We start from the raw sequence: 22,780 nt of genomic DNA on the forward strand, positions 1-22,780 counted from the left end.
ACAGATGGTTCGCTACGACAGTCACCTCGCCTCGGTCGGCAACACCCCGCTGGTGGGGCTGCCGCGACTGTCGGCACCCTTCAACAGCGACGCCAGCGCTCCGCAGGTCCGGATCTGGGCCAAGCTCGAGGACCGGAACCCGACCGGCTCGATCAAGGACCGCCCTGCCCTGAAGATGATCGAGGAGGCGGAGAAGGACGGTCTGCTCCGGCCTGGCTGCACGATCCTCGAGCCCACCTCGGGCAACACGGGGATCTCGATCGCGATGGCGGCCAAGCTCAAGGGCTACCGCACGGTGTTCGTGATGCCGGAGAACACCTCCGAGGAGCGGCGCCAGCTGCTGCGGATGTGGGGCGCCGAGATCGTGTCGAGCCCGGCCGCCGGCGGCTCCAACGAGGCCGTCCGCGTCGCCAAGCAGATCTCCGCCGAGCACCCCGACTGGGTGATGCTCTACCAGTACGGCAACGCGGCCAACGCGCTCGCGCACGAGGAGGGCACCGGTCCCGAGATCCTCGAGGACCTGCCCTCCATCACCCACTTCGTCGCCGGCCTCGGCACCACCGGCACGCTGATGGGTGTCAGCCGCTTCTTCCGCCGGGCCAAGCCGGACGTCCGCATCGTCGCGGCGGAGCCGCGCTACGGCGAGCTCGTCTACGGCCTGCGCAACCTCGACGAGGGCTTCGTCCCCGAGCTGTACGACGCCGAGCTGATCGACAGCCGCTTCTCGGTGGGACCCCGCGACGCCGTCCGGCGGGTGCGTGAGCTCCTCGAGCTCGAGGGGATCTTCGCCGGCATCTCCACCGGCGCGATCCTGCACGCCGCGCTCGGCCAGGCGGCGAAGGCCGCCAAGGCGGGCGAGGTCGCGGACATCGCCTTCGTCGTGTGCGACGGCGGCTGGAAGTACCTCTCGACCGGTGCCTACGAGGGCACCATCGACGAGGCCGAGGACCGGCTCGAGGGCCAGCTCTGGGCCTGATCCACATTTGGATCAGGCGCGCCTGCGTGTTCGGATGGGGACATGCGACGCCTCACTCTCGGCCTGGTGGCCCTGCTCGCGACGGTGCTCGGAGCCCCGGCGCTCCCCACGCCGTCGGCGGTCGCCGACGAGCTCCCCGTCCTGACGCAGGTCAGCGCACCGAGCGTCGATGGGACCCGCCGGTTCGGCAGCGAGCTGGTCGCCGACCCGGGCTCGTGGTCGCCGACGCCCACCGCGACCCGCTACCAGTGGTTCCGCGGTGACCGTGCGATCACCGGCGCGACCACGGCCCGCCACGAGATCCGTCCCAACGACGTCGGTCACCAGCTCGCCGTCCGGGTGACGGTGAGCGCCCCCGGCCACGCGACCACGACGGTGCTGACCCGCACGGCCGTCATCCGCCACCGTGTCGACGCGCGTCGTACCGTCCGCTACGCCGTGCGCGTCAAGGGCAGCGTGGGTGCAGCCACCGTGCGGCAGTTCCGCGCTCTCGCCCAGGAGACCTTCGAGGACGCCCGGGGCTGGCGCGGCCGTGGCGTGGTGTTCGTGCCGGTCCGCAGCGGCGGTGCCTTCACGCTGTGGATCTCGCAGGCGGGCCACCTGCCCCGCTTCTCCTCGGCGTGCAGCGCGCAGTGGTCGTGCCGGGTCGGGCGCAATGTCGTGATCAACGTCGAACGCTGGAAGCACGCGTCGCCGGCGTGGAACCGCGCCCGGGGCTCGCTGCGCAACTACCGGCACATGGTGGTCAACCACGAGACCGGCCACTGGCTCGGCCGCGGCCATGTCGGGTGCGGGCGCCGCGGCGCGCTGGCGCCCGTGATGATGCAGCAGTCCAAGGGACTGAACGGATGTCGTTTCAACCCGTGGCCGACGCTCTCCGAGCTGCGGCGCTGACCGCCACGGATCTCAGCGGTGCCAGGTCAGTCGCTGGCGCGGGTTCCAGACGCTGCCCGGCACCGGGCCGAGCCCCAGGATCCGCGTGGCGAGGTTGGCGAGGTCGCCGTTGCGGATCGGCTGGGGATCGGCGAATCCCGGCCGCCGGGTGCCCGGTCCCCGGAAGTCGGGGTTGAGGGTGTAGAGGCCGGCATGGTCCACACCGACACCCCAGACGACGAACGGGATCCGGTAGTTCTCGACCCTGGCCGGGTCCTCGTGCGACTTCGTTCCGGGCGTCCCGCCGTGGTCGGAGGTCACGATCACGACGGTCGAGCGGCGCAGTCGGTCGGTGTCGCGAATGGTGGCCATGACGGAGCCGACGAGGGCGTCGAGCCTGACCACGGCCTTGAGGTACGCCGATCCCATCCAGCCGGAGGAGTGGCCCACGACGTCGGCCAGGCCCAGGTGCAGGAAGGCGAACCGCCGCGTGTTGGCGACGATGTCGGCCCGGAAGAGGCGGGTCAGCGTCGTGTCGTCGCCCTCCCGGATGATCGTCCTGTCGATGGGCCACGACCGGGCGAACAGGCGGAACTTCGACTTCGTCGAGAACAGCGCCGTACGGCCGCCACCGGCCCGCACGACGCTGAAGACCGACGAGACACTGTGGCCGGCGGCGCCCTGCACGGTCGTGCCGGCGCGCTCGGAGTTCCACGTCACGCCGTGCGCGTCGTCGGCGACCCCGATCGGTCGACCCGTGACCATGCTCGTGTGATTCGGCAGGGTCACCGTCATCTCGACCTGCGTGCGTGCGTTGGTCGTCCCCGCGCCCTGGCGGAACAGCTGGAACAGGTGCGGCAGGCGCGCCGGGCCGAGCTTCGCGAGCGCGTCGGGGTTGAGGCCGTCGAGCGAGATCGCGACCACGCGCTTCTGGTTGAGCGCGGCGACCGGCGTCGCGTCGTACGGAGCGTCGTGGCGTGTGTCGTGCCCGGGAGGACCCTCGGCGCGGGGGACCGTGCCGCCGACGAGCAGCGCGAGGACGAGCGCGAGGACAAGGGCCGCCACGGTGCCGGCCGCCCGCCCGAGACGGGATGCAGTGCTCACCCGTCGAGGGTAGTCCGCCGAGATTGCGGGGACGTGATCTCGGTCCCTGAATGCCGACTCCTGACCACCCGACGCCGTACTCTTGCCGGGTGCGGCACGTGAACGATCCTGACGTCGGTTCCGACGTCGATGCTCCGATCGGGATCTTCGACTCCGGGTTCGGTGGCCTGACGGTCGCGCGCTCGGTCATCGACCAGCTGCCGCACGAGTCGATCACCTACGTCGGTGACACGGCTCGACAGCCCTACGGTCCCAAGCCGATCGGCGAAGTGCGCGAGTACGCCCTCGAGTGCCTCGACCATCTCGTGGACCGCGGTGTGAAGGCTCTGGTCATCGCGTGCAACTCCGCCTCGGCGGCGATGCTGCGCGACGCGCGGGAGCGGTACGACGTCCCGGTGGTCGAGGTGATCTATCCCGCCACCCGGCGTGCGGTGGCCGCATCGCGCAACGGTCGGATCGGCGTGATCTGCACCCGCGCGACCGCCGAGTCGATGGCCTACGACGACGCGTTCGCGGCGGCCCCCCAGATCTCCCTGACCACCCGCGCCTGCCCGCGCTTCGTCGACTTCGTCGAGGCCGGCATCACCGGCGGCGACGAGCTGATCGCCGTCGCGCACGACTACCTCGACCCGCTCACCGAGCTCGGCGTCGACACCGTCATCCTCGGCTGCACCCACTACCCGCTCCTGACCGGCGTCATCTCCTACGTGATGGGCGACGACGTGACCCTGGTGAGCAGCGCGGAGGAGTGCGCGAAGGACGTCTACCGGATGCTGGCCGACAGTGGCCTGATGCGTCCGGGCGGCGAGCCGTCGTACACCTTCACGACCACGGGTTCGCCCGCGGAGTTCGAGACGATCGGGCGCCGGTTCCTCGGTCCCGAGCTGGTGGCTGCCGGACAGTTCGCAGGGGGACTTGCATGAGTGAAGACGTGGCACCCGAGACGACCCGGCTGCGGGTGTCCGGGGAGCAGCCGGACCACAGCGTGCGCGTCACCGTGGTCGGGTGCTCGGGCTCCTACCCGGGTCCGGACTCGCCGGCGAGCTGCTACCTCGTGCAGGCCACCGACTCCCTGCGCACGTGGAGCATCGTGCTCGACATGGGCAACGGGGCGCTCGGAGCGCTGCAGCGCTACGTCGACCCGCTGAAGGTCGACGCCGTCTTCATCAGCCACCTGCACGCCGACCACTGCGTCGACATGACCAGCTACTACGTGCTGCGGAAGTACCACCCGTCCGGCACGCAGCCGAAGATCCCGGTCTGGGGACCCAAGGGCACCGCCAAGCGGCTGGCCAAGGCCTACGACCTGCCCCGCAAGCCCGGGATGCGGGAGGAGTTCTCCTTCCGCCTCTACGGCAAGCCGGTCACGATGGGCCCGTTCACGATCGAGGCCTGGGAGGTCGACCACCCGGTCCCGGCGTACGGCCTGCGCCTGTCGGCGTTCGGCAAGGTCATCGCCTACAGCGGTGACACCGGTCCGACCCCGGCGCTCGACGAGATCGCCGCCGACGCCGACCTCTTCCTGTGCGAGGCGTCCTTCCGCAGCTGCGACACCAACCCGCCGAGCCTGCACCTCACCGGCCAGGAAGCCGGCGAGATCGCCACGAAGGCCGGCGCGAAGCGGTTGATCGTCACGCACGTCCCGCCGTGGCACGACGCCCAGACCATGCTGGTCGAGGCGAGCAAGGCCTACGACGGGCCGACCGAGCTGGCGGCGCAGGGCGCGGTCTACGAGCTGTAGTCGACGTCAGTCGACCGGGTGCCCGGCATCGCGGACGCAGAGCGCGATCTGGACCCGGTTGGTGGTCTCGAGCTTCTCGAAGAGCTTGGAGACGTGACCCTTCACGGTCGGCACCGACAGGTGCAGCACGCGCGCGATCTCGGCATTGGACAGACCACGACCGACAGCGGTCGCGACCTCGAGCTCGCGCTCGGTGAGCCGGGCCAGGCGCCGCTGGGCCTCGGGGGAGCGGTCGTCGCCGGAGTCCGTGCGCACCCGCTCGATCAGGGTGCGGGTGACGGACGGGGACAGCATCGGGTCGCCGACCGCGACCTTGCGGATCGCCGCGAGGATGTCGACCGGGGGCGTGTCCTTCAGCAGGAACCCGTCGGCGCCGGCCGCCAGGGCGCCGACCACGTAGTCGTCGGCGTCGAAAGTCGTCAGCACGATCACCCGGGGCGGGTTCGGGTCGCCGTGCAGCAGGCGGGTGGCGGCGAGACCGTCGAGCACGGGCATCCGGATGTCCATGAGGACCACGTCGGGCTGCAGGTCCCGCGCCATGCGGACACCCTCGCGCCCGTCGCCCGCCTCACCGATGACGGCGACGTCCTCCTGGCCGCCGAGCATCAGGGTCAGGGCCGATCGGACGAGCGGGTCGTCGTCGACGATCAGCACGCGGGTCACCTCAGTCACCGGACCACGGTAGCCATGCCCGCAGCACGAACGTCGCGGGGCGCTGGCCATCGGGTGAGGCGGCCTCCACGCCGTGCGCGAGCGTGCCGCCGCGCAGCTCCGCACGCTCGCTGAGGCCGACCAGTCCCAGACCGGAGCCGGGGGTGCGGGTCGGGCCGAAGCCGACCGCATTGCGGAGCATCAGCTCGATGCCGGCCTCGGCGTCCCCGGACAGCCGAATGCTCAAGGCGGCTGCAGGGGCGTGCTTGCTGGCGTTGGTGATGCCCTCCTGGACGATCCGGAACATGGTCCGCCCGACGCCCGCGGGTGGCGGTTCGCCCTCGGCCAGGCGGTCGTCGTACTCGATCGTGGTGCCGGCGTTGCGGGCGTCCTCGATGAGCTCCAGCACGTCGCAGTACGTCGGCTGCGGTCCCGTCAGCGGTCCGCCGCCCAGGTCGTCGCGCAGGACGCCCAGCACCTCGCGCAGGTCGGTGAGGGCCTCGTGTGCCTTGGTCTGGATCACCGCGGCGCTGCTGCGCATCTCCTCGGCGGACAGGTCCTCGCGGAAGGTCAGCGCCCCGGCGTGCATCGAGATCTGCGAGATCCGGTGCGCCAGGACGTCGTGCATCTCGCGCGCGATGCGGGCGCGTTCGTTCGATCGGGCCTGGGTCGCCCGCAGGTCCCGCTCGGCCTCGGCGGTCTCGGCGCGCTGGCGCAGGGTCCAGAGCAGCTCGCGGCGCGAGCCGATGTAGAGGCCCCAACCGAGCGTTGCGGAGACGGCGAGGACCGAGAAGAGGCTGATCAACCAGGTGGGCTCGCTGTCGGTGACGGGCTGCAGTTCGTAGTAGGCCCACGTGCCGAGCAGGCTCAACGCACCGATCGTGACGACCTGCCACCAGCTGCGGCGGGTCGCGAGCGAGACGGTCGCGAGGGTGATCGGGCCGGCGGCCAGGGAGCTGAACGGCGTGGCGAGGACGGCGATGACGGCGATGGTCATCGGCCAGCGTCGGCGCCAGAGGACCAGGACGCCGACCGCGACGCCCAGCACGATGTCGAGCCAGAAGAGCAGCGGCCGCTCCTCGGCCTGGGCCTCCACCACGGGCAGCCACACGACGAGCCCGATCGCCGTCGCCAGGAGGTAGCGCCAGAGATGGCTCCACCAGCGCAGGGGCGGCTGGTGGTCGTCGGGGCTCTCCATGCTCCGAGACTAGGGCGCGGCCGACGGGTGTCGGGAGCACCCGCAGGACGTGGCGCCCCCTACTTAGGTCGGTGTCGGTTCGGGCCGCGAGTCCGATGTGTCGGACGCAGCCGGTCGGGCAGGGTGGAGTCATGATCACAGTCGATCGACTCACAGTCTCCTACGGCGGGTTCACCGCCGTCGACGACGTCAGCTTCGTCGCCCAGCCGGGCCGGGTCACCGGTTTCCTCGGGCCGAACGGTGCCGGCAAGTCGACCACCATGCGCGTCATGGTCGGCCTCACGCCGCCGACCTCCGGCAGCGCCACCATCGGCGGTCTCCGCTACGCCGACATCCCCAACCCGGGCCGGCACGTCGGCGTCCTGCTCGACGCCTCGGCACAGCACGCAGGTCGTACGGGTCGCGAGATCCTCGGCCTCGGTGCGCAGATGATGGGCCTGCCGTCGTCCCGAGTGGGGGAGATGCTCGAGCTCGTCGGGCTCACCGAGACCGAGTCGAAGCGCCGCCTGCGCAACTACTCGCTCGGAATGAAGCAGCGCCTGGGCCTCGCTCACGCGCTGCTCGGCGACCCGTCGGTCCTGATCCTCGACGAGCCGGCCAACGGGCTCGACCCGGCCGGTATCCGCTGGATGCGCGGCCTGCTCAAGGGCTACGCCGACCGCGGCGGCACCGTGCTGCTCTCCAGCCACCTGCTCCACGAGGTCGAGCAGATCGCCGACGAGATGATCCTCATCGGCCACGGCCGGATCGTCGCGCAGGGCGACCGCGCCACCCTGCTCGCCAGCCACGGCACCGCTGCGGCCAGCAGCCTGGTGACCTCGCTCGACAACGAAACCCTCGGCGCGGCCCTCGCCGCCGCCGGCCACGCCGTCGTCCCTGCAGGGACCGGCCTCAAGGTCGCGGCTTCCACCGAGCAGGTGGGCAGGGCGGCCCTCGATGCGCGGGTCGTGCTCACCGACCTTCGCGACGGCGGTCAGAACCTCGAGGACCTCTTCCTCGAGCTCACCTCGACCACCCAGCGTGACGCCATCTCGACAGGAGCCTCCGCATGAGCGCCGCCACCCTTCCTCCCCAACCGGTCCTGGATGTCTCCGCGACGTCGCCGATCTCCTTCTGGCGCACCGTCCTGGTGGAGCTGCGCAAGTCGTACAACACCCGTGCGGGCTTCTGGTACCTGTTCTCGATCGGCGCGATCATCGCCCTTGTCGAGACGGTGATCCTGATCGTCAGCCTTGTGCAGGACGAGCCGGTCCTCTTCGAGGACAATGCCTTCATCGCGGGCGGGATCACCTCGCTGCTCCTGCCGGTGCTGGCCATCATGCTGGTGACCAGCGAGTGGACCCAGCGGGGCGCGATGGTGAGCTTCACCCTCGAGCCGCGTCGCGCCCGGGTCGTGCTCGCCAAGCTGGTGGTCAGCCTCGGCTTCGTGCTGGCGACGCTCGTGGTCATGCTCGTCGTCGCCCTCGTGACGACGGGCATCGCCGAACTGGTCCAGCCTGACCTGACGGTCTGGGACTTCAGCGTCGAGCTCTTCCTCGGCTTCACCATCTTCCAGGCGATCACGATGACCATCGGATTCGCGTTCGCCGCTCTGCTGCTCAACACACCGGCAGCCATCGTCATCTTCTTCCTCTACTGGTACCTCCTGCCCGTGCTCATCGCCTGGGCGGGCTCCATCAGCGACGGAATCGAGAACGTCCTGGAGTGGGTCAACTTCCAGATCGCCATCGGACCGCTGGCGGACTGGGACATGAACACCGGCGAGGAGTGGGGCAAGCTCATTGTCTCGGGGATCATCTGGATCGGTCTCCCGCTCGGCTTCGGCATCGCGCGCATCCTGCGAGCCGAGGTCAAGTAGCACCAGCGCAGACCAAACGGTCACCGGTCGTTGTCGGACACGACACCGGCCGGTGACCGTCTGCTCTCCCCACCCGGCCACGTTGGGTCCGTGGGCAACGGATACCTGCGTTTCGCCGCACTGGGCGACAGCACCACCGTCGGACTCGGAGACCCCGTCCCCGGTGGGGAGTGGCGGGGGTGGGCCTGCCTCCTCAACGAGGCCCTCAGGGCGTCGTACGACGTCTCCTTCTGCAACGTGGCGATCTCCGGGGCGACCGCGACGGTCGTGCGCGAGCGTCAGCTCGACCAGGCGCTGGCCCACCGCCCCGACCTCGCCTCGCTGATGGTGGGGGTCAACGACACGCTGCGCTCCACCTGGAGTCCGGAGCTGCTGCGCGGGGACCTGCTCCACATCGCGGGCGCGCTGACGGACGGGGGAGCGCGGTTGATGACGGTGCGCTGGCACGACCACGGTGCGGTCCTGGGGCTTCCGCGGATGGTGGTGCGGCCGATCAGCGAGCGGATCGAGGTCCTCAACGCGATCTACGACGAGGTGCACGCGCTCCACGGTGGCCTGCGCATCGACCTCGCCCTGGAGCCTGCTGTCCTCGATCGCGGCTGCTGGTCGATCGACCGTTTCCACCCCTCCGAGCTCGGTCACCGCGCCCTCGCGCGTGCCTGGGCGGTGCGGCTGCAGTCGGAGGGTTTCGACTTCCCGCTGCCGGGACTCGACCCGCAGGGCGGCTGTCCGCCGAGCTGGCGGCGTGACATGGCGTGGATGGTGACGGAGGGGGCGCCGTGGGTCGGTCGACGGGCCCGGGACCTCGGGCCGTGGGCGGTGCGTCGGGCGATCGCGGTCGCCCGCTGAGCAGTCGGTAGGTTTGCTCTCCATGAGCACCCGTGAGGACGGTCGCGCCGACGACCAGCTGCGCCCGATCAAGATCACCCGCAACTGGCTCGACCACCCGGCCGGCTCCGTGCTGGTCGAGTTCGGGAGGACGCGCGTGCTGTGCGCCGCGTCGGCCTCCGAGGGCGTGCCGCGCTGGCGCAAGGGGTCCGGCCTGGGCTGGGTCACCGCCGAGTACGCCATGCTTCCCGCCGCCACCAACACCCGTTCGGACCGCGAGTCGGTCAAGGGTCGGATCGGTGGGCGCACGCACGAGATCAGCCGCCTGATCGGACGCTCGCTGCGGGTCATCATCGACAACAAGGTGCTCGGCGAGAACACCATCCAGATCGACTGCGACGTCCTCCAGGCCGACGGCGGCACCCGCACCGCAGCCATCACCGGCGCGTACGTCGCCCTGGCGGACGCCTGCGCGAAGCTCGGTGTCCCCGGCGCACTGACCGGATCGGTCGCCGCGGTCAGCGTCGGCATCATCGACGGCATCCCGCGCCTGGACCTGCCCTACGTGGAGGACGTGCGTGCCGAGACCGACATGAACGTCGTGATGACCGGCGAGGGCAAGTTCGTCGAGGTCCAGGGCACTGCCGAGGGTGCCGCCTTCGACCGCGCCGAGCTGGACGCCCTGCTGAGCCTCGCCGAGGGCGGCTGCGCCGACCTGACCCGGATGCAGCGGGAGGCACTGTCGTCGTGAAGCTCCTGGTCGCGTCCCGCAACGCCAAGAAGCTCGAGGAGATGGAGCGCATCCTCGCCGAGCACCTCGACGAGGTCCAGGTCGTCGGGCTCGACGACGTGGCGGACTTCGACGAACCCGTCGAGGACCAGCCGACCTTCGAGGGGAATGCGCTGCTGAAGGCACGTGCCGGCGTCGCTGCGACCGGCCTGCCGACCCTCGCCGACGACTCAGGGCTCTGCGTCGACGCGCTGAACGGCATGCCGGGAGTGCTCTCGGCCCGCTGGTCGGGACCGCAGGGGGAGTCGACGCTGGGCAAGGACGACCGCAACAACCAGCTCCTGCTGGCCCAGCTGGACGACGTGCCCGAGGCGCGTCGTACGGCCCACTTCACCTGCGCTGTCGCGCTGGTCCACCCCGACGGCCGGGAACTGGTCGTCGAGGGCCGCATGGACGGCACCGTCCTGCGGGAGGTGCGGGGCAGCGGAGGCTTCGGCTACGACGTGCTGTTCGTCGCCGACGACCGGCCGGGACTGACGACGGCCGAGCTGTCCCGCGAGGACAAGGACGCGATCTCGCACCGGGGTCGCGCGTTGCGCGAGATCGCGCCGCTGGTCGGCGCGCTGCTGCGCTCGACCTGACGGGCGAGCTGATCTGGGGTGCCGAAGGCGGGACTCGAACCCGCACACCCGAAGGCACAGGTACCTAAAACCTGCGTGTCTACCAGTTCCACCACTCCGGCCGGGGCGGGCACGGTGCCCGCCCCTGGGAGATCAGCTGATCCACTGCCAGGTGGTCAGGATCTCCTCGAACTTGCTGATCACGTCGTCGTCGCCAGCCTTGAGCGAGACGGTGATCGAGTAGCCCTTGTCGCCGCTGATGACGAGGTAGGACCGCTGCGCCACGTCGACATCGCTGTCGTTGGTGCGGGCGATCTCCACGCCGAGCGCGGTCTGGCCACCGATGGTGGTGTTGGCGATGTCGGAGATGTCGGCAGAGGGGTCGCTGGAGACGAGCGCCTTCTTCCAGTCCTCCTTGAGCGCGTTGGGGTCGGTGTTGCCGTAGGACGACTGCGTCTCGACGATCACGTTGCCGCGCGCCGTGTTGAACGTCGTTCCCCACAGGAAGACCTTGTCGAGCGTGGTCAGCCCGGGGTTCTGCGAGACGAACTCGGTCGTGCCGTCGGTCCAGCCGCTCGGGACCTGGACCTTGTAGCCCAGGCCGTCGATGGTCGGGCCGCCCAGGTCGGGGACCTCGGAGGTCGGGTCCTCGGTCGGGTCCTCGGAGCCGTCGGTGGAGTTGGAGCTGTTCGACGACGTCGGGTCGGCCGACGGGTCGTCGTCGTCGCCACCGGTGAGGGCGATGATGCCGATGATGCCGCCCACGATCACGACGATGGCGAGCACGATGGCGCCGATGACCAGACCGGCGTTGCCCTTCTTGGGGGCCGGCGCGGGCTGGGACCATCCGCCACCGCCGTACGGCGGGGTCGCCGAGCTGTAGCCCGGGCCGGGAGGCGCCGCGATCGGGTGGTGGGGCGGCGACATGATCGGCTGCTGGGGCGGTGCGACCGGGGAGGTCACCGGGGCCAGCGGGGCCTGCACCGGGGAGGACACCGGAGGACCTGACGGTGCCGGCGGAGCGGCGGTGGACGCGTCGGGGTCCAGGCCGCTGACCAGCCCCTCGGGCACCTTGCCGAGGGCGAAGCCGAGCACGGCGACGGCCCATTGGCAGCCACGGACGTCGGCGCTGCCGCGGTCACGGGCGAGTCGCTGGCCCGCGGACTCGACGGCGTCGGCCGGGTTGGCGCCGCTGTCCAGCATGGTGAGCATGCCGTCGAGGGCACCCAGGCGCACCGCGTCGGTGAGCAGGTTGATCGTCCCGCTCGAGGCCTGGCCCTCGTCGAGGTAGTCGTCCAGCGAGCCGCGGAACGCCGTGGCGTCGCGGAACAGCCCGTGTCCGTGGTCTCGGGCGAGGTCGGCAAGCGACTGGTGCAGCTTCATCGGATGTCCTTCGGGTAGGTCGTGCGGTGTCCGGGGTCTCAGGCCGCGAGGCCGAGATCCCTGCGGAGCTTCGCGACGTGACCGGTCGCTTTGACGTTGTACTGGGCGATCTCGATCCGACCATCGGCACCGACGACGAAGGTGGAGCGGATGACGCCTTCCACAATCTTGCCGTAGAGCTTCCTCTCACCAAAGGCGCCGAAGGCCTTGTGCACGTCCAGACCGGTGTCCGAGAGCAGCGTGATCGTGAGTCCGTCGCGCTCGCGGAACTTCGCGAGCTTGGCCGGGGCGTCCTTCGAGATGCCCACGACGGTGTAGCCGGCCGCCTGCAGCGAGTCGATCGACTCGGTGAAGTCGCAGGCCTGCTTCGTGCAGCCCGGGGTCATCGCAGCCGGGTAGAAGTAGACGATGACCTTGTTGCCGGCGCCGGTCAGGGAGGCCAGGGAGACCTCCTCGCCCGTGTCCGAGGTGAGGGTGAAGGCGGGGGCGTCGTCGCCGACGGCCAGGCGGGCCTGTTCAGACATGGGGTTCGTACTCTCCTGATGGGCAGGTGCTGTTGCAAGTGCCATGCAATAAGGTGGTCTTGCTCGTGACCATCTAACTACCCCGCGAGCCGTCCGCCGAACATCGGCTGACGTGGTCCACGAGTACGGAGCAGCCATGCACGTCCCTGACGGGTTCTTCAACGCGCCGACCTCGGTCGCCACCGGGGCCGTCGCCGCGGTCGGTGTCGGCGTCGCGCTGCGCAAGGCGCGTGCCGAGCTCGACGACCGGACCGCACCCATGGCGGGTCTGGTCGCGGCCTTCATCTTCGCCGGCCAGATGATCAACTTCCCGGTCGGCGCCGGCACGAGCGGCCACCTCCTGGGCGGTGCACTCGCCGCCGTCCTCGTCGGTCCCTGGACCGGCGCGCTGTGCATCAGCGTCGTGCTGCTCGTCCAGGCGCTGTTCATGGCCGACGGTGGTCTGACCGCCCTCGGTACCAACATCACGCTGATGGCCCTGGTCGGTGGCTTCGTCGGCTACGGCGTCTTCCGCCTCGTCCTGCTCGTCCTGCCGCGCAAGGTCACCTCGGTGCCCGTCGCTGCGGCCGTGGGTGCGCTGGTCTCCGTCCCGGCCGCCGCCACCGCGTTCACCCTGCTGTTCGCGCTCGGCGGCACCGCCGACGTGGCCACCGGGAAGGTCCTGGCCGCGATGGTCGGCTGGCACGTCGTGATCGGCATCGGCGAGGCGATCGTGACCGGACTGGTCGTGAGCGCCGTCCTGACCTCGCGCCCGGACCTCGTGCGCGGCGCCCGCGGGCTCGCCTCGAACCGTGCCCCGCTGATCACCAAGGAGACCTCGGCATGAGCGCCACCGGCACCACGACCTCGCGCCGCTTCCTGGTCATCGGCCTCCTCGTCGCCCTCCTGGTCGCCGGCGTCGGGAGCTTCTACGCCAGCAGCCACCCTGACGGGCTCGAGTACGTCGCCGGCAGGACCGGGTTCCTCGACACGGCCGAGGAGGATCCTGTGAGCACCGGCAGCCCCTTCGCCGACTACGGCACCGAGGGTGTCGACAACGAACGACTCAGCGGTGGCATCGCAGGCGTCGTCGGCGTCCTGCTCACCCTGCTGATCGGTGGAGGACTGTTCCACGTCCTCGGGCGACGCGGTGGTTCCGAGGAGTATGTGGACTCCCCGGAACCGCCGGTCGCGGCGCGGGACTGAGCCACCGCCGTGGGCGCCGGGCACGGCCACCGTCTGCACTTCCACGGGCACTCCCCGGTCCACCGGGCACCGGCACACCTCAAGATCCTGGCGCTGCTGGCCTTCGTGCTGGTCGTCGTCGCCACGCCACGGGAGTGGTACCTCGCCTACGCCGGTTACCTCGCGGTGCTGGTCGTCGTGATCGGGGTCTCCCGGGTCCCCTTCCTCTACCTGCTCCCGCGGATGGTGATCGAGGTCCCGTTCCTGGTGTTCGCGGCGCTGATCCCGTTCGTCGCCGAGGGTCCCCGCGTCGACGTACCCCTGGTCGGCGGGTGGGAGCTCTCGCTCTCCGAGTCGGGCCTGGTGGCCGCCTGGGGCCTGGCGGCGAAGGGCACGCTCGGTGTCCTGGCCTCGCTCACGCTGGCCGCGACGACGGAGCCGAGCGCCGTGCTGCGCGGACTGCAACGGCTGCACCTGCCGGAGCTGCTCGTGCAGATCATGGGCTTCATGGTGCGCTACCTCGACGTGGTGAGTGCCGACCTCGGCCGGATGATCACCGCGATGAGGTCACGTGGCGTCGACCCCCGGTCGCCGCGGCACTGGCCGGCGCTCGCGCGTACCCTCGGAGCCCTGTTCGTACGGTCCTACGAGAGAGGCGAGCGGGTGCACCTGGCCATGCTGGCGCGTGGGTACGACGGCACGTTGCCCGACCACGCGAGCCCCGGAGTCCACCGGTGACCCCTGTCCTCGAGCTCAACGGCGTCGCCTTCGCCTATCCCGACGGCCACCAGGCGCTCTTCGGTGTCGACCTCCACGTGCACCCGGGGGAGCGGGTCGCGATGCTCGGCCCCAACGGTGCCGGCAAGACCACCCTCGTGCTGCACCTCAACGGCATCCTCTCGAGTGAGAGCGGCCACGGTGAGGGCAGTGTCGCGGTGAGCGGCCTGCCCGTCACCCGCAAGAACCTCCTCGAGATCCGCCGCCGGGTGGGTGTGGTCTTCCAGGACCCCGACGACCAGCTCTTCATGGGCTCGGTGCGGGCCGACGTCGCCTTCGGTCCCGCCAATCTCGGCCTCAAGGGCGCCGCCCTCGACAAGCGGGTGATGGACGCCCTCGAGCAGGTCGGGATGGCGGACTACGCCGACCGGCCGCCGCACCACCTGTCGTTCGGGCAGCGCCGCCGGGTCGCCGTCGCGACCGTGCTGGCGATGGAACCCGAGATCCTGGTTCTCGACGAACCCAGCTCCAACCTCGACCCGGCCTCGCGCCGGGAGCTCGCCGACATCCTCCGCGGCCTCGACGTGACGCTGATGATGGTCACCCACGACCTGCCCTACGCCCTCGAGCTCTGCCCGCGCGCCGTCGTGCTCAGCTCGGGCCGTGTGGTCGCGGACGGCCGGACCTTCGACATCCTCACCGACGAGCACCTGATGAGTGCCCACCGACTGGAACTCCCGTGGGGCTTCGACCCGCGCACCATCAGCATTGATAGCCTGCCGGGGTGACGGACACTCCCTCTGACATCGAGCGCGAGATCGAGGAGGCCCGCGAACGACTTGCGGGCACCATCGACCAACTGCTGCACCGGTCGCACCCCAAGACGATCATCGGTCGTGAGGTGGCGCAGGTGAAGGCCTACTTCGTCGATGCCGCCACGGGCGAGCCGCGCACCGACAACATCTTGAAGACCGTCGGCGGTGTGGCGGGCGTGATCGCCTTCTTCGTCGTCGTCCGCAAGATCACCCGCTGAGGGGTCGATCAGGCGTGTCCGACAAGACACCCATCAAGATGCTGCACGACCGCGTCCTGTGCGAGACCGACACCGAGGCCGGCGAGCGCCGGTCCTCGGGCGGCATCGTGATTCCGGCGACCGCGGCGATGGGCGCGCGCCGGCTGGCCTGGTCGCGCGTCGTCGCGGTCGGCCCGCACTGCCGCTCGGTGGTGCAGGGCGACAAGGTCCTCTACGACCCCGAGGACAAGGCCGAGGTCGAGGTGTCCGGAGACGTCTACGTCGTGATGCGTGAGCGCGACATCCACGCCGTCGCGGCCGACCGCCTCGGCGACGAGGCCGCGGGTCTCTACCTCTAGCACCACCTCCAGCACCGCCCTGTGACGTAACGCACACTTCGGCGAGGCGTTACCAACATGTGCGCACTCCTCGCCTGCTGACACTTCTCGCTGCCCTCCTGGTGGTCCCCGCCCTCGCAGTGGCCGGACCCGCCGGGGCCGAACGGGTGCAGGCGGCTGCGGCGGCGCCGTACGACGCGACGATCCGGATCACCGAGCACGGGATCCCGCACATCACCGCGTCGACCTGGGGATCGCTCGGCTACGGCAGTGGGTACGCCGCCGCGCGCTCCTCGATCTGCAACCTGGCCGACACCGTGCTGACCGCGCGCGGTCAGCGCTCGCGCCACCTCGGCGGCGACGCCCGCTACCTCGACGGCGTCTCGCTCGATGCGACCAACCTGCAGGTCGACACCTTCGTCACGGACCTGCGCAACCGCAAGGTCGTCGAGAACCTGCTCGTCTCGCCGGCAGGCCCGACCGCCCGGGCCCGCGAGATGGTCAAGGGCTACACGGCTGGCATCAACCGGTGGCTGCGCGACAATCCCATCACCGACCCGGCCTGCCGCAACGAGGCGTGGATCAAGCCCGACGCGACCGAGATCGACCTCTGGTACGGCGTCTACATGGCAAACCTGATCGCCTCCTCCGGGAACTTCCTCACCGACATCGTCGAGGCCGACCCGCCGACCCTGCAGGACCCGGGACTGCCCGACCTCGGCATCGACCTCCCGCTGCCGACGAAGACGGAGGACGTCGCCGCCTACGCCGCGAAGGTCGACAAGGAGGCGCTGCTGAAGGCGCTGGGCCAGGAGAGCGACTTCGGGTCCAACGCGACCGCGATCGGCGGCGACAAGAGCTCGACGGGGCGCGGCATGATCCTGGGCAACCCGCACTTCCCGTGGGTCGGTCGCTACAAGTTCACCCAGCAGCACCTCACCATCCCGGGCAGGTACGACGTCGCCGGCGCCTCGCTGATCGGCTCACCCGCCGTGAACATCGGCTGGAACAAGGATGTCGCCTGGAGCCACACCGTCTCCACGGCGTACCGGTTCACGCCGTACGAGTACTTCACCGTCGGTCCGGGCGCGCTCTACCTCAGCGCCAACGGCCTCCTGCGCAAGGCCGAGCGCCGCTTCGTCGACGTGGTCGTGAAGCAGGCCGACGGATCGCTGAGGACGGTCCGCGAGGACGTCTGGCGGACCCCGCAGGGCTACGTCATCGACAGCTCGTCGCAGTTCATGGGCTGGTCGCCGCTCAGCTTCTGGGCGATCCGCGACGCCAACGCCGAGCACCTGCGCACCATCGACACCTTCCTGTCCATGGGCGAGGCCACCGGCAGCCGCGACCTGCTCGCCCGCCAGGACAAGGGCGGCGGGATGCCGTGGGTCAACACGATCGCGGCGGACCGCAACGGCGAGGTCCTGTACGCCGACCACAGCGTCGTCCCGCACGTCACCAATGCGATGGCGACCCGCTGCCTGACACCGGTCGGCCTCCTGCTCAAGTCCGTGGCCGGCCTGCCGGGACTCAACGGCCTGCTCGCCGACGGCCTGTGCAAGTGGGGCACGGATGCCGACGCGCAGCGACCGGGCATCCTCGGCCCGGCGAAGCTCCCTGCCGTCGTACGACGCGACTGGGTGATGAACGCGAACGACTCGTACTGGACGCCCAACGACAAGGTGCGCCTCGAGGGCTTCTCCTCCATCATCGGCTGCGAGAAGTGCGTGCGGACGATGCGCACCCGGATGGTGCAGCAGTACGTCGTGGACCGGCTCGCCGTCGGCAAGGAGACGCCGACGACGCTGCGGGGCCACGAGCACGAGAACAGGGTGCGTGCCGCCGAGGTGATGCGGGTGGGCGGCAAGCTCGACCAGGTCTGTGCCCGCACCGGGGAGACACGGGCCTGCGCCGTGCTGAAGGCGTGGGACGGTCACTCCGACGTCGACTCGGTCGGCACGCACCTGTTCGAGGCGTTCGTCGAACGCGCGCCCACCGGGTTCAACCTGTGGACGGTGCCCTTCGACGCCAGGGACCCGCTCCACACCCCCCGGGGCCTCAAGACCGACGCCCGCGTCGTGAAGGCCATGCAGGAGGCCATCGACGCCGTCCGTGACGCCGGCGTGGCCTTCGACGCGCCGTGGGGCTCGTTGCAGGTCTCCGGGGACCGTGGAGCGCCTGCCCTGCCGATCGGGGGAGGCGAGGGCGACCTGGCCGGCAATGCGAACGCCGTCGCGTCGAGGAACCCGGCCTCGAACACGGACCGCTACAAGCCGGTCAGCTACGGGTCCTCGCACATCCAGGCGATCTCCTACCTCGCCGACGGCAGCGTCGATGCCCGCACGATCCTCACCTACAGCCAGGACGAGGACCCGGCGTCGCCGTGGTCGAGCGACCAGACGAAGCTCTTCTCGCGCGAGCAGTGGGTGCGCTTTGCGTGGACACCGGCCCAGATCAGGGCCGATCTGGTGAGCACGGTCGTCCTGAGCGGCAGCTGACCCCTAGCCTGCCTCCATGTCTGTCGAGGTCGAGAAGCACGGTCCGGTCACCCTCGTCACCCTGGCGCGGCCCGAGGTCCGCAACGCGGTCGATGCCGAGCACGCCCGCGCCCTGACGGCGGCCTTCGAGGAGTTCGACCGCGACGACACCGCCTCCGTCGCCGTCCTGCACGGCGGCGGCGGAGTCTTCTGCGCCGGCGCGGACCTCAAGGCGGTCACCCGCGGCGACGTCGAGGTCGGTGCGCCCGGCAGCGGCCCGGATGCCGGACCCGCCGGAATGGGGCCGACCCGGATGCTGCTGTCCAAGCCGGTCATCGCTGCCGTCGAGGGCTACGCGGTCGCGGGCGGCCTCGAGCTCGCGGTGTGGTGCGACCTGCGGGTGATGGATCCGGCGGCCGCGTTCGGTGTCTTCTGCCGCCGGTGGGGGGTGCCGCTCATCGACGGCGGCACGATCCGGCTGCCGCGGTTGATCGGCCACTCGCACGCGCTCGACCTGATCCTCACCGGACGCGAGGTCGGTGCCGAGGAGGCGCTGCGGATGGGCCTGGCCAACCGGGTCTCGGCGCCCGGCGCGGTGCTGGAGGAGGCGCTGGCGCTGGCCGCACAGCTCGCCGCGTTCCCGCAGACCTGCCTGCGCGAGGACCGCCTGTCGTCGTACGAACAGCACGGGCTGGGGATCGAGGACGCGCTCGCCGGCGAGTGGAAACACGGACTCCGCTCGCTGGCCACCGATACGCTCGACGGCGCGTCGCGTTTCGCGCGGGGCGCCGGGCGTCACGGGGCGTTCGAACAGTAGCCAGTTCGGGAGGACGACGTGGTCAAGGGTCCGGGGCGCGACCAGCGAGGCCCGATGGAGCGGCTGGTGCGCATCGCGGCCATGCTGCAGGCGCATCCCGAGCAGGGCGTGTCCGGCGACAAGCTCATCCGGGTGGCGGGGTTCGGCGGTGGCAAGGACGCCGGGACCCAGCTCTCCCGTGACATCGCCAACCTCGCCAAGCAGGGTTGGCAGATCGAGAACGTCGCTGCCGCCGGGGAGACCGCCGTCTACCGGATGACCACCGTCGACAACCGCCTGCGGGTGCGGCTCTCGCCCGGCCAGGGCGCGGCGCTGCGTCGCGCGGTGCTGATGGCGGACCGTGGTGACCTGGCCAAGCGGCTCGGCCTGCCGGAGTCGGGCACGACCAGCGAGGCGCCGGCTGCGGCCGCGCTGCGCGCCGTGCCTCCTGCCGACCTGGGCCTGGTCGTCGATGCCGTGCGTGACCACCAGCTGCTCCGCTTCGGCTACAAGGGCACGACCCGGGTCGTGCATCCCGAGTCGGTGCGCAACCAGAACAACGTCTGGTACCTCCGCGGCGTCGAGGACACCGACCCGGACGACACGGTCGTGAAGGCCTTCGTCGTGTCCCGGATGACCGACGTCGACGCGGACGGACCCGCCACCGCGCGCACGCTTCCGCCGGTGCGCCACACTGCTCTCCATCCGATGGCCTGGGAGATCGACCCGCCCGTCGAGGTGGTGCTGAGTGCACCTGCGCACTACGAGCCCGACGTACGACGCTGGCTCGGCGAGCCGGAGGACGTCACGCCCGGGGAGGACGACAGCGTGCTCCTGCGCTACCGCGTCACCCATCGGGCCGCGCTCCGCACACGGCTCAACGAGCTCGGTGACCGGGTCCGCATCGTCAGCCCCGACGAGGTGCGCGCCGAAGTGATCGCCGCCCTCGACGCGGCCCGTGGAACGAAGGCGACCCCATGAGCACGCCACGGTACGTCGAGCGGATCGCCCGCCTGCCCGAGGTCTTCGAGCGCCTGTCGCGTCAGCCCGACGGCATGGCGCTGGAGGAGCTGGCCCGTGAGTTCGACGTCTCCGTCGCCGAGCTGCGCGAGGACCTGCTGGCCTTCTACACCGCCGACCTCGGTGGTGAGTGGCTGCTGTCGCGCCCGGACGTGCTGGAGTTCCTCGGCCCCGACGGCGACAGCGAGGATCCCGGCACCGCCGGCATGGTGCGCCTGGTTGCCGAGGGACCGGTCGACCTGGGGGTCGAGTACGTCGACGCCGGCGAGCTCGGACTCGTCTACACCGCAGCCCTGGCCCTGCTGGAGATCGAGCCGGACAACACCGAGCTCAGCGAGGCCATCGACGTGCTCGCCGAGACGATGTTCGGCCCGAGCCTTCCCGACGAGGTCGACATCGCGCCGGGCGTCCGCGCCTGGCACCGCCTGCTCCCGGTGCTCCAGCGCGCCGTCGACCAGCGCCACGTCGTACGGATCGTCTACTCCCGCGCCTGGCACCCGGGCGTGACCGATCGGGACATCGAGCCCTACCGGCTCGAGCAGACCCGACGCGGCTGGGAGGTCGACGCCGGACCGCCGGACGCGGACGGTCGGCTCCGCACCTTCCTGCTCTCCAACATCAGGTCCGCCGACCTGCTGGACCGCACCTTCGAGGTGCCCGGTGACGTCACCGAGCGCCTCGCCGCGCAGCGGGCCACCAGCACCGTCCGGGTGCTGTTGCCGCAGAGCGCGCGTTGGGCCGCCGACTTCTATGCCGAGCAGGTCACCCTCGTCGAGGACGACGAGGAGGACGTGGTGGTCGACCTGGAGCTGCTGCCGCCGGTCGAGGGACGGGTCGGACGACTGTTGCTCGCTGCCGGTCCGCTGGCGACCGTGCTGGACCCGCCCGATCTCGACAGCGCGGGTGTCGTCCTCGCCGAGGAGCTGATGATGCACCACGCCACGGAGCGCGCCGAGGACTGATCAGCAGGGCTGCACGAGCGGCACTGCTCGTTCACGTGACTGCTCGTCCAGGTGGATCGCCCCACCGCGGCCGTTGCCGTCGACCTCGATGGTGGCCCCGCCCTGGGACGAGGTGACGACGAGGTCGTCGCCGCTCCACCGCAGCCCCAGGTCCCGCACCCCGTCGCCGTCGACGCACCCCACGGTGTGCCAGTGGTTGAGGAGCCGACCCCGCTGCTCGACACGGATCTCCCAGCGGATGTCGAGGAAGCCGACGTCGACGACCATCGTGCGCAGCGAGCCGTCGTCGTTCACGACGTAGGAGAGGTCGTCGTTGACGTCGCTCGAGGCGAACACGTCCCGCTCGAACGCCTTCGCGGCCCACGCCGTCGTGACCACCGCGCCGATCACCAGGACCACCAGGCCGACGACCGGTCGTGGCACCAGGATCGCGGCTGCGACGGTGAGCACGGCGAGGCCGGTGGTGCCGAAGCCGAACGGATGGTCCATCCATCGGTAGGACAGCACCAGGCCGAGCTCGTCTCCCACCCACCCTGCGGCACCGGTGACGAAGAGGGCGCCGCCGACGAGCACCGCCAGCCACGACCACCCGCGGAGGTGGGTCCTGGTCGTGGGCATGCGCCGAGCCTAGAGGTGCGTTCCCTGCGATCCCGGGCGATCCCGGGCGATCCCGGGCGATCCCGGGCGAATGGTGCGATCATGCTCACGTGTCACGCCGCGCGATCCCGCTGCTGTGGATCCTTGCCGGAGAAGCCCTGGTGTTCGCCGTGACCGTCAGCGACCTTCGAGCGACACCGAGCGACCCCGGCCCGGGTCTGCGCTCGTTCTGGATCGGTCAGGTCATCGTGATCGGCGGACTGATGCTCACCGCCATCGCCAGCAGGCTGCTGCAGGGCGGCGGGGTGCTGGGATCGCTCTTCCAGTGCGCCGGCCTCGTCGGCTTCCTGTCCTTCTGCTGGTGGGCGCTCCACGGCCCGGATGCCGGCTTCGACGGCACGCCGTGGCTCGCGGTGGCGATCGGGTCGGTGGTGGTGCAGGCCGTGACGGCGCTGGTGATCCTCGGTCGTGGAGGAGACGGCTAGCGAGTCGTCTTCAGGATCGGGAGGTCGGGGACAGCGGCACGTGCGGGCGCCGGGTGTCAGCCAGACTGAGGACGTGAACAAGCCGCAGGACGAGCAGGGAGTCCAGACCGCGTACGACGAGGTCGCGGACTCCTATGCTGACCACTTCCGGTCCACGGAACCCGAACAGCCCGTCGAGCTGGCGATGGTGGCGCACTTCGCGTCCTTGCTGTCGGGGGAGAGGCGGGTCCTGGACGCAGGGTGCGGCGCCGGACGTCTGTTGCCCGTGCTCGCGGCGCTGAACTGCAGGGTGGAGGGCGTGGACCTCTCGCCCGGCATGATCCGTCGGGCACAGCAGGACCACCCGTCATTCACCACGCAGGTCGCGTCACTCACCCACCTGCCGCATCCGGATGGATCCTTCGACGGGTACTTCTCCTGGTACTCGACGATCCACAGTCCCGGTGAGGACTTGCTGCGCATCTTTGGCGAGGCCAAGCGCGTGCTACGGACAGGCGGTCATCTCCTCGTCGCCTTCCAGTCCGGCCGCGGGACCCACGACGTTGCGGGCGCGTACCGGCGCCATGGCCACGACATCACCCTGGAGCGCTACAGGCGAACCCCGGACCAGGTCGCGACGGTGCTTGCCGCCGCACGCTTGCGGGAGGTGGCGCGCCTCGAACGCCAGCCGGCGGGCGCGGACGAACGCGACAGTCAGGCTGTCCTCATCGCACAGTGCTGACCAAT

The 22,780-nt window shown here is 70.6% G+C and carries 27 protein-coding genes and 1 tRNA gene; 21 read left to right on the forward strand and 7 right to left on the reverse strand.

The annotated features are described in order from the left end of the window. Positions 1–4 precede the first annotated feature (4 nt). The gene (locus ASE01_RS10805) at positions 5–976 is read left to right on the forward strand and encodes a PLP-dependent cysteine synthase family protein (RefSeq protein ID WP_056750906.1); all 972 of its coding nucleotides are present in this window, start codon (positions 5–7) and stop codon (positions 974–976) included. A gap of 42 nt (positions 977–1,018) precedes the next feature. Next, positions 1,019–1,870: a DUF3152 domain-containing protein gene (locus ASE01_RS10810; protein WP_056750909.1), complete on the forward strand. Its 852-nt coding sequence runs from the start codon at positions 1,019–1,021 to the stop codon at positions 1,868–1,870. Between the two features lie 12 nt (positions 1,871–1,882). Here ASE01_RS10810 and ASE01_RS10815 read toward each other — a convergent pair whose 3' ends face one another. Then, the gene (locus ASE01_RS10815) at positions 1,883–2,953 is read right to left on the reverse strand and encodes an alkaline phosphatase family protein (RefSeq protein ID WP_056750913.1); all 1,071 of its coding nucleotides are present in this window, start codon (positions 2,951–2,953) and stop codon (positions 1,883–1,885) included. A gap of 89 nt (positions 2,954–3,042) precedes the next feature. Here ASE01_RS10815 and murI point away from each other — a divergent pair, with 89 nt between their 5' ends. Next, complete coding sequence (murI, locus tag ASE01_RS10820) at positions 3,043–3,876, forward strand: glutamate racemase (protein ID WP_235535949.1); 834 nt, start codon at positions 3,043–3,045, stop codon at positions 3,874–3,876. After that, the gene (locus ASE01_RS10825; RefSeq protein ID WP_235535950.1) at positions 3,873–4,694 is read left to right on the forward strand and encodes an MBL fold metallo-hydrolase; all 822 of its coding nucleotides are present in this window, start codon (positions 3,873–3,875) and stop codon (positions 4,692–4,694) included. Before murI ends, ASE01_RS10825 begins: the two co-directional genes overlap by 4 nt. A 6-nt stretch (positions 4,695–4,700) precedes the next feature. Here ASE01_RS10825 and ASE01_RS10830 read toward each other — a convergent pair whose 3' ends face one another. Together ASE01_RS10830 and ASE01_RS10835 are read right to left on the reverse strand one after the other, a co-directional pair. After that, a complete protein-coding gene (locus ASE01_RS10830) occupies positions 4,701–5,357 on the reverse strand; it encodes a response regulator (protein ID WP_235535974.1) in 657 nt (218 codons plus the stop codon). 1 nt (position 5,358) lies between these two features. Next, complete coding sequence (locus ASE01_RS10835; protein WP_056750922.1) at positions 5,359–6,543, reverse strand: sensor histidine kinase; 1,185 nt, start codon at positions 6,541–6,543, stop codon at positions 5,359–5,361. 131 nt (positions 6,544–6,674) lie between these two features. Here ASE01_RS10835 and ASE01_RS10840 point away from each other — a divergent pair, with 131 nt between their 5' ends. The 5 genes from ASE01_RS10840 (at position 6,675) to rdgB (ending at position 10,600) form a co-directional block, all read left to right on the forward strand. After that, positions 6,675–7,595, forward strand: coding sequence for an ABC transporter ATP-binding protein (locus ASE01_RS10840; protein WP_056750924.1), 921 nt, complete (start codon positions 6,675–6,677; stop codon positions 7,593–7,595). Further along, positions 7,592–8,401, forward strand: coding sequence for an ABC transporter permease (locus ASE01_RS10845; RefSeq protein WP_056750928.1), 810 nt, complete (start codon positions 7,592–7,594; stop codon positions 8,399–8,401). Before ASE01_RS10840 ends, ASE01_RS10845 begins: the two co-directional genes overlap by 4 nt. A gap of 90 nt (positions 8,402–8,491) precedes the next feature. After that, on the forward strand, positions 8,492–9,250 hold the full coding sequence (locus ASE01_RS10850; protein ID WP_056750931.1) for an SGNH/GDSL hydrolase family protein: 759 nt from the start codon (positions 8,492–8,494) through the stop codon (positions 9,248–9,250). A gap of 22 nt (positions 9,251–9,272) precedes the next feature. Continuing rightward, a complete protein-coding gene (rph, locus tag ASE01_RS10855) occupies positions 9,273–9,980 on the forward strand; it encodes a ribonuclease PH (protein ID WP_056750934.1) in 708 nt (235 codons plus the stop codon). Next, the gene (rdgB, locus tag ASE01_RS10860) at positions 9,977–10,600 is read left to right on the forward strand and encodes an RdgB/HAM1 family non-canonical purine NTP pyrophosphatase (protein ID WP_268788669.1); all 624 of its coding nucleotides are present in this window, start codon (positions 9,977–9,979) and stop codon (positions 10,598–10,600) included. The genes rph and rdgB overlap by 4 nt, the downstream gene beginning before the upstream one ends. Before the next feature lie 19 nt (positions 10,601–10,619). Here rdgB and ASE01_RS10865 read toward each other — a convergent pair. The 3 genes from ASE01_RS10865 to bcp form a co-directional block, all read right to left on the reverse strand. Next, a tRNA-Leu gene (locus tag ASE01_RS10865) sits at positions 10,620–10,701 on the reverse strand. 31 nt (positions 10,702–10,732) lie between these two features. Then, positions 10,733–11,962, reverse strand: coding sequence for a hypothetical protein (locus tag ASE01_RS10870; RefSeq protein WP_056750938.1), 1,230 nt, complete (start codon positions 11,960–11,962; stop codon positions 10,733–10,735). Between the two features lie 38 nt (positions 11,963–12,000). Next, positions 12,001–12,486 (reverse strand): thioredoxin-dependent thiol peroxidase, encoded by a 486-nt coding sequence (bcp, locus tag ASE01_RS10875; protein WP_056750941.1) that lies wholly within the window; start codon positions 12,484–12,486, stop codon positions 12,001–12,003. A gap of 136 nt (positions 12,487–12,622) precedes the next feature. Here bcp and ASE01_RS10880 point away from each other — a divergent pair, with 136 nt between their 5' ends. The 10 genes from ASE01_RS10880 to ASE01_RS10925 are packed head-to-tail and all read left to right on the forward strand — an operon-like array spanning position 12,623 to position 20,972. Beyond that, positions 12,623–13,312 carry an energy-coupling factor ABC transporter permease gene (locus ASE01_RS10880; protein WP_056750944.1) on the forward strand — a complete coding sequence of 230 codons (690 nt, stop codon included), beginning with the start codon at positions 12,623–12,625 and terminating at the stop codon, positions 13,310–13,312. Beyond that, a complete protein-coding gene (locus ASE01_RS24980; RefSeq protein WP_056750946.1) occupies positions 13,309–13,671 on the forward strand; it encodes a PDGLE domain-containing protein in 363 nt (120 codons plus the stop codon). The genes ASE01_RS10880 and ASE01_RS24980 overlap by 4 nt, the downstream gene beginning before the upstream one ends. A 9-nt stretch (positions 13,672–13,680) precedes the next feature. Further along, complete coding sequence (cbiQ, locus tag ASE01_RS10890) at positions 13,681–14,388, forward strand: cobalt ECF transporter T component CbiQ (protein WP_056750947.1); 708 nt, start codon at positions 13,681–13,683, stop codon at positions 14,386–14,388. After that, positions 14,385–15,155: an energy-coupling factor ABC transporter ATP-binding protein gene (locus tag ASE01_RS10895; RefSeq protein ID WP_056750949.1), complete on the forward strand. Its 771-nt coding sequence runs from the start codon at positions 14,385–14,387 to the stop codon at positions 15,153–15,155. Before cbiQ ends, ASE01_RS10895 begins: the two co-directional genes overlap by 4 nt. Further along, positions 15,152–15,400 (forward strand): DUF3618 domain-containing protein, encoded by a 249-nt coding sequence (locus ASE01_RS10900; protein ID WP_056750950.1) that lies wholly within the window; start codon positions 15,152–15,154, stop codon positions 15,398–15,400. Before ASE01_RS10895 ends, ASE01_RS10900 begins: the two co-directional genes overlap by 4 nt. A gap of 38 nt (positions 15,401–15,438) precedes the next feature. After that, positions 15,439–15,738, forward strand: a complete 300-nt coding sequence (locus tag ASE01_RS10905) for a GroES family chaperonin (RefSeq protein ID WP_056752130.1) — start codon at positions 15,439–15,441, stop codon at positions 15,736–15,738. Between the two features lie 59 nt (positions 15,739–15,797). Then, positions 15,798–18,215, forward strand: a complete 2,418-nt coding sequence (locus tag ASE01_RS10910; protein ID WP_235535951.1) for a penicillin acylase family protein — start codon at positions 15,798–15,800, stop codon at positions 18,213–18,215. 16 nt (positions 18,216–18,231) lie between these two features. Next, positions 18,232–19,011, forward strand: a complete 780-nt coding sequence (locus tag ASE01_RS10915; protein WP_056750956.1) for a crotonase/enoyl-CoA hydratase family protein — start codon at positions 18,232–18,234, stop codon at positions 19,009–19,011. An 18-nt stretch (positions 19,012–19,029) separates the two neighbouring features. Then, a complete protein-coding gene (locus ASE01_RS10920) occupies positions 19,030–19,971 on the forward strand; it encodes a WYL domain-containing protein (protein ID WP_056750959.1) in 942 nt (313 codons plus the stop codon). Continuing rightward, positions 19,968–20,972, forward strand: coding sequence for a helix-turn-helix transcriptional regulator (locus tag ASE01_RS10925; protein WP_056750961.1), 1,005 nt, complete (start codon positions 19,968–19,970; stop codon positions 20,970–20,972). The genes ASE01_RS10920 and ASE01_RS10925 overlap by 4 nt, the downstream gene beginning before the upstream one ends. Here ASE01_RS10925 and ASE01_RS10930 read toward each other — a convergent pair whose 3' ends face one another. Continuing rightward, positions 20,973–21,590, reverse strand: a complete 618-nt coding sequence (locus ASE01_RS10930) for a hypothetical protein (protein ID WP_056750963.1) — start codon at positions 21,588–21,590, stop codon at positions 20,973–20,975. A gap of 89 nt (positions 21,591–21,679) precedes the next feature. Between ASE01_RS10930 and ASE01_RS10935 the strand changes: the two genes are divergently transcribed. Next, positions 21,680–22,054: a hypothetical protein gene (locus tag ASE01_RS10935; RefSeq protein WP_056750966.1), complete on the forward strand. Its 375-nt coding sequence runs from the start codon at positions 21,680–21,682 to the stop codon at positions 22,052–22,054. A 73-nt stretch (positions 22,055–22,127) separates the two neighbouring features. After that, positions 22,128–22,775 (forward strand): class I SAM-dependent DNA methyltransferase, encoded by a 648-nt coding sequence (locus ASE01_RS10940; RefSeq protein WP_056752135.1) that lies wholly within the window; start codon positions 22,128–22,130, stop codon positions 22,773–22,775. Positions 22,776–22,780: the final 5 nt, after the last annotated feature.

Origin of the sequence: Nocardioides sp. Root190, assembly GCF_001428565.1 — a bacterium.
Taxonomy (GTDB): Bacteria; Actinomycetota; Actinomycetes; order Propionibacteriales; family Nocardioidaceae; genus Nocardioides.